Source organism: Achromobacter sp. UBA5777 (genome assembly GCF_002418565.1).
In the GTDB taxonomy this organism is placed as follows: domain Bacteria; phylum Pseudomonadota; class Gammaproteobacteria; order Burkholderiales; family Burkholderiaceae_B; genus Achromobacter; species Achromobacter animicus.
On record NZ_DIEJ01000160.1, the window covers coordinates 1 to 8003 of the forward strand.

The 8003-nt window shown below is 67.9% G+C and carries 3 protein-coding genes and 3 pseudogenes; 3 read left to right on the forward strand and 3 right to left on the reverse strand.

Annotation, left to right across the window (positions count from 1 at the left end):
- Both B3446_RS12385 and B3446_RS12390 read right to left on the reverse strand, forming a co-directional pair.
- Positions 1-1208 (reverse strand): PIG-L family deacetylase (locus B3446_RS12385; RefSeq protein WP_291381360.1); only part of this gene is annotated, 1208 nt, incomplete at its 3' end.
- A 204-nt stretch (positions 1209-1412) separates the two neighbouring features.
- Positions 1413-2633, reverse strand: a complete 1221-nt coding sequence (locus B3446_RS12390; RefSeq protein ID WP_291381362.1) for an MFS transporter — start codon at positions 2631-2633, stop codon at positions 1413-1415.
- A 740-nt stretch (positions 2634-3373) separates the two neighbouring features.
- Between B3446_RS12390 and B3446_RS28590 the strand changes: the two are divergent.
- The 3 pseudogenes from B3446_RS28590 to B3446_RS28600 all read left to right on the forward strand — a co-directional run.
- A pseudogene (locus B3446_RS28590) lies at positions 3374-3461 on the forward strand (hypothetical protein); the annotation flags it as partial.
- Positions 3458-3739: pseudogene (locus B3446_RS28595) on the forward strand (hemagglutinin family protein); the annotation flags it as partial. The pseudogenes B3446_RS28590 and B3446_RS28595, both read left to right, overlap by 4 nt.
- 18 nt (positions 3740-3757) lie before the next feature.
- Positions 3758-4492, forward strand: a pseudogene (locus tag B3446_RS28600) (YadA family autotransporter adhesin); the annotation flags it as partial.
- A gap of 11 nt (positions 4493-4503) precedes the next feature.
- On the opposite strand, the gene B3446_RS12400 reads toward B3446_RS28600, so the two are convergent.
- On the reverse strand, positions 4504-7599 hold the full coding sequence (locus B3446_RS12400; protein ID WP_291381364.1) for a DUF6519 domain-containing protein: 3096 nt from the start codon (positions 7597-7599) through the stop codon (positions 4504-4506).
- Positions 7600-8003: the final 404 nt, after the last annotated feature.

Here is an 8003-nt window from a genome sequence, read left to right on the forward strand (position 1 = left end):
GGCGCGACGGCGGGGATCTGCGTGACGCGCAGGCCGCCCAGCGCCTGCCACCCCTGCCAGGTGCCGTCATGGCGCTGCTTGTTGGCCCAGACGCCGCCCAGCGGGTCCCGCGCCATCAGGCCGGCCGTGCCGTCGGCGTGGGCAAATGACACCACGGGGCCGGTGGTGCGGCCGCCCAGGCTGTGCCAGCGCTTTTCGCCGGAATCCCAGCTGTTCACGGCGGCGTTGGTCTCGCCCGCGGCAAACACGACGAGTCCGCCGCGTCCGTCGGGATAAACCTGCGGGGCAACATCGTGCCGCGATACGTAGTAGGCGCGCTGCACCCACGCGGCTGCAGGCCCGGCGGGTTCCTGGCAGCCCTTTGGGCCGGCGCAATAGTGGTAGTCGTTCCAGGCGTAGTGCTGGAAGATCACCGACTTGCTGGCGATTTCCGATTCGGCCAGATTGGTGGCGCGTTCCTGGCTGGGGTAGTCGATATAGCCGGTCTCGGCATAGTTGCCAGGCGCGCGCAGCATGGCTTCGCGCGCCAGCCGGGCGCTGGCGATGTGGTCGGGGTGGCCGTGGCCCGCGCAGCGCCAGCAGAGCTGGGTGTACGGCACGCTGATCGTGTCGTCCAGGTGCCGTACGGTGGTGGGGCCATATTGGCGGATCATCTCGGCCAGCGTGTCCACAAGCTGCTCGCGCGTATAGACCTCGGCATGCGGGCCCAGCGTGTCCACGTTCTGGTTGGGCTCGGACTCCGTGCGGCTCAGCGGCGTCAGGCTGCCCCAGCCCTTGCCCAGCCACGGATCCTTCAGGCGCATGTGCCAGAGCTGCACGCGCGGGTTACCGGTCAGCGTGAAGCGCGCGATCTGTCGGCCCGCGACGATGCCGGTGTCTTCCTTCCAGGCGTCGGGCTGGTGCGCCATGTAGGCGTACGCGGCGCGCACGCCCCGCTCACGGCCCAGCATGTAGCCTTCGCCTTCGCCGGCGTCGCTGGCGGTCAGGTAGACCAGACGCACGCAGCCGCCGGCCTCGATGTTCGAGGCGACGTCCGGATTCATGAAGAGCAGATCGTCATCCAGGTGGGCAACAAAGGCCAAATCCTTGATGCCGTGGCATTCGGCCAGCGTCGGTGGCGCGGCCAAGGCGTGGGTGGAGAAGAGGGCTGCGGCCAGGCAGCAAAGCGCCTGGCACAGCGGGCGCAGCAGGGCAGTAAAAACGGGCATAAAAAAAGCGCTGCATGTTGGAGGTGCAGCGCGTCTTGTGGGTGGTAAAGAGTGCGGAAAGTATAGCTGCGGCGCGGCCGCGGGCTGCAATAGGCGCTTGCCCGGTGTGGCGTGGGACAGACGTTTTGCAATGCGATAAATGGGGACGTGCGTGCGCCCACGAGGTACTGAATAGGGGACGCCATGATGGCGTCCCCTATTGGTTCAGCGGGCCGATTCGGTGCTGACCACCAGCTTGTCCGCCCGCGCCGAGCGCGACCGGCGTTCCAGCATCACCGCCCACAGCCACAACGGCATGCTGGCGATGGCGAGCAGGCTGCCGACCCACCCGGTCGACGTCCACCCGAACCCGGCGGCAATCGCGAGTCCGCCCAGGAACGGCCCGAGCGCGTTGGCGGTGTTGAACGCGGAATGGTTTAGCGCCGCGGCCAGCCCCTGCGCGTCGCCCGAGACGTCCATCAGGCGCGTCTGCAGCACCGTGCCCAGCGCACCGCCCACGCCCACGAGGAACACGTTCAACGTGATCAGCCACACGTTGTGGGCCATGAAGGGGAACAGGGCCAGCACCACGGCCGACCACAGCAGCAACAGGCCCGCCGTGCGCATGACGGCGCGATCGGCAAACACCGGCACGACCATGTTGCCCACCGTCAGGCCGACGCCGAAGGCGCTCAGCACCAGCGGCACCGTGGCGGGAGAGACCTGCGTGACGGCGGTCAGCGTGTCCGCCAGGTAGGTGTAAATGGAGAACAGCCCGCCGAACCCGACAGCGCCGATGGCCAGTGTGATCCACACTTGGCCGCGGCCCAGTGCGCTCAGTTCGCGCAGCGGGCTGGCGTGCGGATCGGCGGCCGTATCCGGGGCATAGGCGCGCACGCTCAGCATGGTCAGCACCGCCAGCAGCGACACCAGGCCAAAGCTCCAGCGCCAACCGATGACCTGGCCCAGCCAGTTGGCCAGCGGCACGCCGACGATGGTGGCGACGGTCAGGCCGAGGAACACGCGGCCCACGGCCACGGTGCGCCGGTTGGCCGGCACCATCGAACTGGCCACGAGCGACGCGATGCCGAAGTAGGCGCCGTGCGGCAGGCCGCTGAGGAACCGGAAAAACAGCATCCAGTGGTAATTGGGCGCGATCGCGCTCAGGCCGTTGCCGATGGCGAACAGCCCCATCAGCGCGATCAGCAGCCGGCGGCGCGGCATGCGGGCGCCCAGCACGGCAAGGATGGGCGCGCCGACCACGACGCCCAACGCGTACGCGCTGATCACATGGCCGGCGGTGGGGGCGTCGATGCCCAGCGACTGTGAGAAGTAGGGAAGCAGGCTCATCGTCGCGAATTCGGTGGTGCCGATCGCGAAGCTGCCAACGGCAAGCGCCAGCAGCACCAGGGCGGGCCGGTGCTGCGAGGAAACGGAATGGGACATGGAGACTACGAAGAGGATTGCGGAATGCTGCGATGCAGCAGACCCATTGTAGTGGGCCTAACCTGTCATTTGCATGTCGGATGCTGTCGTGCTTGCCGATCGGCGACAAGGGCCTTTTCTCAGGCGACGCGGTGGCTATGGCGCTTGTTGATCTATGTCGTATTTGAACGTCCAAATATAAGAAATTTTTGATGGTTCGGGTATTCGGGGCTCAGTAGATTGAAAGAAAAATCCTTATCGATCAAATGGTTAAGGATTTTTTTTGAGATGAATTCTTCGATAACGTCTGCGCCTTCGCGCTGAATGGATATGCCATGAACCACGTCCTTTCGTCTGTCTGCAATGCAACCGAAATCTTTCGAGTAAGCGCGCGCCGCGCCGTCCGCTGGCGCATCGCCTGTTGCAGCAAGCGCCTCGCCGCTTCTGCCGCAGGCGTTCTTTTGGTTGGTGCCGGAAGTCTGGCATTGGCGCCCGCTGCCCGCGCCAACGGGGAATTGCAGCTATGCGACCCCACCGCGGGTAGCGGGATCATCGTCAACGCCCATCCCTCACCCAACACCACCCTTAACTGCTCTGCGCTCGGCGAGGCCTTTTCCCTGAACAACGCCGCGAGCACCGGCATGGCATCGGGATTGCCCCTCTCGTCAGCCAGAGTGACCGGGTATGACGATGGCACGCTGGAATTGAAGGGCGAAAACGGCATCCACATGCTGAACAGCATCTACATGAACGGAAACCAGATCACTCAGGTGGGCGCGGGCGTGTTGTCGTCCACCAGCCTGGACGCAGTGAATGGATCGCAGCTTTACGCGACCAATCTGCAAGTGCAGTCCAACAGCACGGCCATCACGACGTTGGGCACCACTGTCGCGCAGAACACGGCCAACCTGAACACGCTGACCACCAACCTCAACAACGGTACCGTCGGTCTGGTCCGGCAGGATGCGGTGACAGGCGCCATCTCCGTGGCCGCGTCCACAGGCGGCAACGTGATCGACATGTCGGGCACGGACGGCACGCGCACCGTCACGGGCGTCGCCAACGGCGTCGTCTCCGCAACCAGCACGGACGCGGTCAATGGCAGCCAGCTCTACGCCCTTTCGCAACAGGTCGGTCAGATGAACGCCGCCAACGCCTACGTCAGCGTCGACGGCGCGGGCGACGGCAGCGACAACGCCGCGGCGGGCACGGGCACGATGGGCACGGCGGTCGGAGCCAACGCCACCGTTACCGCGTCCAACGGCGTGGCCATCGGCGCCAACGCCTCGGCGACGGCGGCCAACGGCGTGGCGCTGGGTGCGGGGTCCGTGGCTGACCGCGCCAATTCGGTCTCGGTGGGCGCGCAAGGCGCCGAGCGCCAGGTGACCAATGTGGCCGCGGGCACGCACAACACCGATGCCGTTAATGTGGGTCAACTCAACCCGGTGGTGGGCGGCCTGGGCGGCGGCGCGCATATCGATACGGCTACGGGCGCGGTCACCGGACCCGCGTATCAGCTCGACGGCCAGACGTATTACAACGTGGGCGATGCGCTTGGCTCGCTGGATACCGGCGTGCAACGCAACCGCGAAGGACTCGCTCGCCTGGATAACCGCATCGACCAGGCCAACCGCGCCATCGACGACGTTGCGCGCAACGCCTATTCGGGCATCGCGGCCACCACGGCGCTGACCATGATTCCGGAAGTCGACCCGGGCAAGCGGTTCGCATTGGGCTTGGGCGCCGCCACGTATCGCGGCTACCAGGCGGTTGCGGTGGGCGCGTCGGCCCGTGTGAATGACCGCGTCAAGCTCAAGGCCGGCGTGGGCATGGCTTCAGGAGGTCCCACGGCGGGGATCGGCGCGTCGATGCAGTGGTGATGATCCCGCGTTCACACCGTCACGACATTCAACCCGCCGTTCGCTAGCACTTCCGGATTCGCGCCCGACACAAACAACCGGAAATCGTTGTGCGCGAAGTTGCCGATCACCTTGGCCTGCGTGGCCATGAGGGCCCCGGCGTCACCGTTGGTCAACAGGTTGTTGCCTGTGATGGCGGCGTCGAATGCCGGGAAGTGGCTGAAGGCCTCCAGCGCGTTGTCGGCGGCGCGCAGGCAGCGCCACGCGGCGAACTCGCCGCCCGTCTGGATGATGGTCAGCATGGCGCGCGCCGCTTCGGCCCCGAGCCGCAGGCTGGACAGGTGGTTGCTTTGCAGCGTCAGCGTGCCGTCGCCTTCCGGCACCATCTTGCCTGTGCGGATGCCGCCGCCCAGCAGCTTCAACTGATCCGTCGTCAGCTCCGGAAAATCCCCTGATTCCGCAAAGAGCGCGATGCCGCCGCGCAGGCGGTTGTCGCGCACGGTGGTGTCGGCGTCGTTGTCCAGCAGCGCCAGCGCGCACGATAGCGGATCGGCCAGCAGCGCGGCGGCAAGCGCGGCGATGGCGGGGCGCAGGCGTTTGGCTGCGGGTGTTTCGCGACCCAGATGCGTAGCCAGCGTCGTCAGCGCCGACTGGATGCGCGGCGTCATCGTCAACGCGTTGCCCGCGGCGCCCGCGCGCAGCAGCGCGGCGATCTCCGTGGTCATCGCCTTGCGCGCATCCAGGGGCTGGCGGGACAGCGCCGAGGCGGCGCGATCGTCGTCATCGTCCAGCACCGCATCGGGAGAAAGCGCGCGCTTCAGCGCGGACAGCGCCGGGGCGCGGGTGAAGAGCTGGTCGAGGCGTTCGGCGTTGCCGCGGCCGGCGGCATAAAGACGGCAGGTCTCGATGTGTACGCGGCGGCTGCCGTCGACACGCACCAGGCTGTTGCCGGGTCCGGCCGGCCCCGCGCAATCGACGCGCGACAGCCGCAGGTCGGCGCACTGGTTGAAAGCGATCGCCGCCGGCTGGCCGCGCCGCGTGATCACCAGGTCGGCAATGGAAACGCTGGAAAAACCGTCCAGGCTGAACATCCGTTCATCCAGCATCAGCCGGCTGGCCGGGCCGCACCCATGCAGCATCAGGCGCACGCGCGGGCCCTTGATGATGAGATCGTCGTCCAGCTTGTGTTCGCCCGGCGTCAGGCACAGGCAGATGTCCATGCGGTCCTGCCCGATGAGCGTGCGCAGCGCGTTGTCCAGCGTCGGGAAATCGCCCGCCGGGCCGACGGTAAGGCAGCAGCCGCCGCCGTGGGTGCGACGGCACAGGGCGTCCAAGGCTTCCTGCACCGAATAGGCCTGCTCCGCAAGCAGGTCCGCGCAGTTGCGCGGATCGTAGGCCACCTCGGATGCCAGCGCCAGCATCGCCGTGTAGCGCAGCGGCAGGTAGCGGTCGGGCGCGGGCTGGCCTGCGCGCAGCAGTTGCGCCGTGGCGCGTTGCACGGGGCGGGCGGCATCGCAGGCGAGGGACCAGGCGATGGATGCGACGCCGTCGGCGCCGGTCGACACGTCCTGCGTGGCCGTGCCATTCGGCAGGCGGCCTGCGTCCACCGTGAAGCGCACGACGGCGCCCGCCACCGGCAGGCTGCCGTTGGCCACGCCCGCCCGCAATTCGGCAGGCAGCGGCACCACGTCGGGCGTCATCGCGGGATTGGGCTTGACGCTCTGCCCGTCGCCGCCCGCGTAGTAGAGCTGCGTCAGTTCCGTCAACGCGGGAAAGAGCGGGCGGCAGTCGCTGACGGCGGTCCACGCGCCGGCCTGCCAGCGCAGCAAGGCCAATCGCGCGAACGCGCGCAGAACGCCCGCAGGCGCGTTGAAGGCGGGCTTGCCGTCGGGCAGTTGCGGCCATTCGATCGACGCCGTGGCGGTGCGCGCGGGAATGAGCCAATAGTCGCCCACGCGCAGGCGGCCTGGGGAAAACTTGATTTCGACGCCGTCCTGATCCAGCTCCACCCAGCCTGCGTTGGCGCTGTTGATGGGCGCGGGCGTGATTTCCGCGACGCCGTCCCAACGGCGCACGCGCGGATTCAACGGAAAGCGCGCGGCATCCAAGGGATGGCCGATCAGGCTTGCGGGATCGATGGTGACGGTGTTGCCGTCGGTGCGCACCACCTGCGCCAGCGGCCCCGGCTGTCCCAGCAGTTCGTGCGTGTCGTCCAGGAATTCGACCCAGCATCCCGCGGTGATGGCCAGCACGTCGTCGCGGCCGATGCTGGCGACTTCGAATTCGTTGGCCACGGGGTCGTCCAGCCAGCGCACGACGCGCGACAGGATGCTGCCGTTTTCGCGCGACCACTTGTAGCGCGCCTTGCCCGCGCCCGCGCCGTCCTGATGGATCTCGATGCGGTAGAGATGATTTTCCAGCAGACGGTAGCCGGCGTCGGGCGGCAATTGGCACGGCGTCTTGGGTGGCACGCTGGCTTCGGCGCGCGCGGCCATGCGCGCATCGGGCAAGGCGGTCAGCGCATCCCACGCCGGCAGCGCCGACAGGCAGGTGAGGGCGGCGTCGGGCGCGCCGACTTGCATCAGCTTGACCTGCCACAGNNCCAGCGCGACCTCGCGCATGCTGGTGTCGCCGGCCGGCAGGTCGAGCGTGCACAGGTGGCGCTGCCACGCTTCCAGATAGGCCAGGTACATGCCCTCCGGCGGCGGCGCGGCTTGCCCGCTCGATCCGAAGACGACCACGCCGTCGATGTCGGCCGGCGTGAGAGCGGGCGGCGGCAGCGGCAGGACGGACGCGCCAGCCGGCAGCACCGGCGATGCCGTCGGCGGCATGTCGGGCTGCTTTGCGACGGTGGCGGGCTGCGGGTTCTCGCACAACAGGCCGTCCAGATACAGGCGACCGGCCGACAGCGCCAGGTCCTTGCCGGCAGGCGCCAGCGCAAAGCCCGGCGCGGCCAGCGGCACACCCACCCGGCCGACGGTGTCCGCCGTCTCGGTTTCGATGCGGCGGTTCAGGATGTCCTGCTGCTCGTTCCAGTCCGAATCCATCTGCACGCGGCCCTGCTGCATGCGGACGGCCCGGTAGCGCCGGGCGGGGTCGAATGTGAGGCGGCTGAGATCGGCTTTCATGGTGTTGTTCCCGAAGACAGGGGGCTCAGTTCACGGGGATCAATCCCGCTTCGAGTCCAAAGCGCAGATACTCGTCCAGCGCCTGCCGCAAGTTGGCTTCGCGCTGGGCTTGCAGCAGAAAATTCCAGGCGCCCATTTCGGCGCCGTTGTCCGCGCCTTCGCGGATCTCGAGCGCGNNCGCGCAGCCGCGCGCCAGTTGTCCGTAAGACGGCGATCCGAACTGCGTGGAGGTGAACGAGGGGGCCACGCGCGCCGCTGCGCGCTTTGCGGCTGCGGCGCCGAGGTCTTGCATGGCCAGGTCCGGCTGGCAACGGTAGCGCCGGGGCGTGACCGACGGCATGGGCACGTGGCAATACCGCACGCAGCCTTCCTGGCGGCGGTTGATCGCCAGCGAGCCGCCGAAC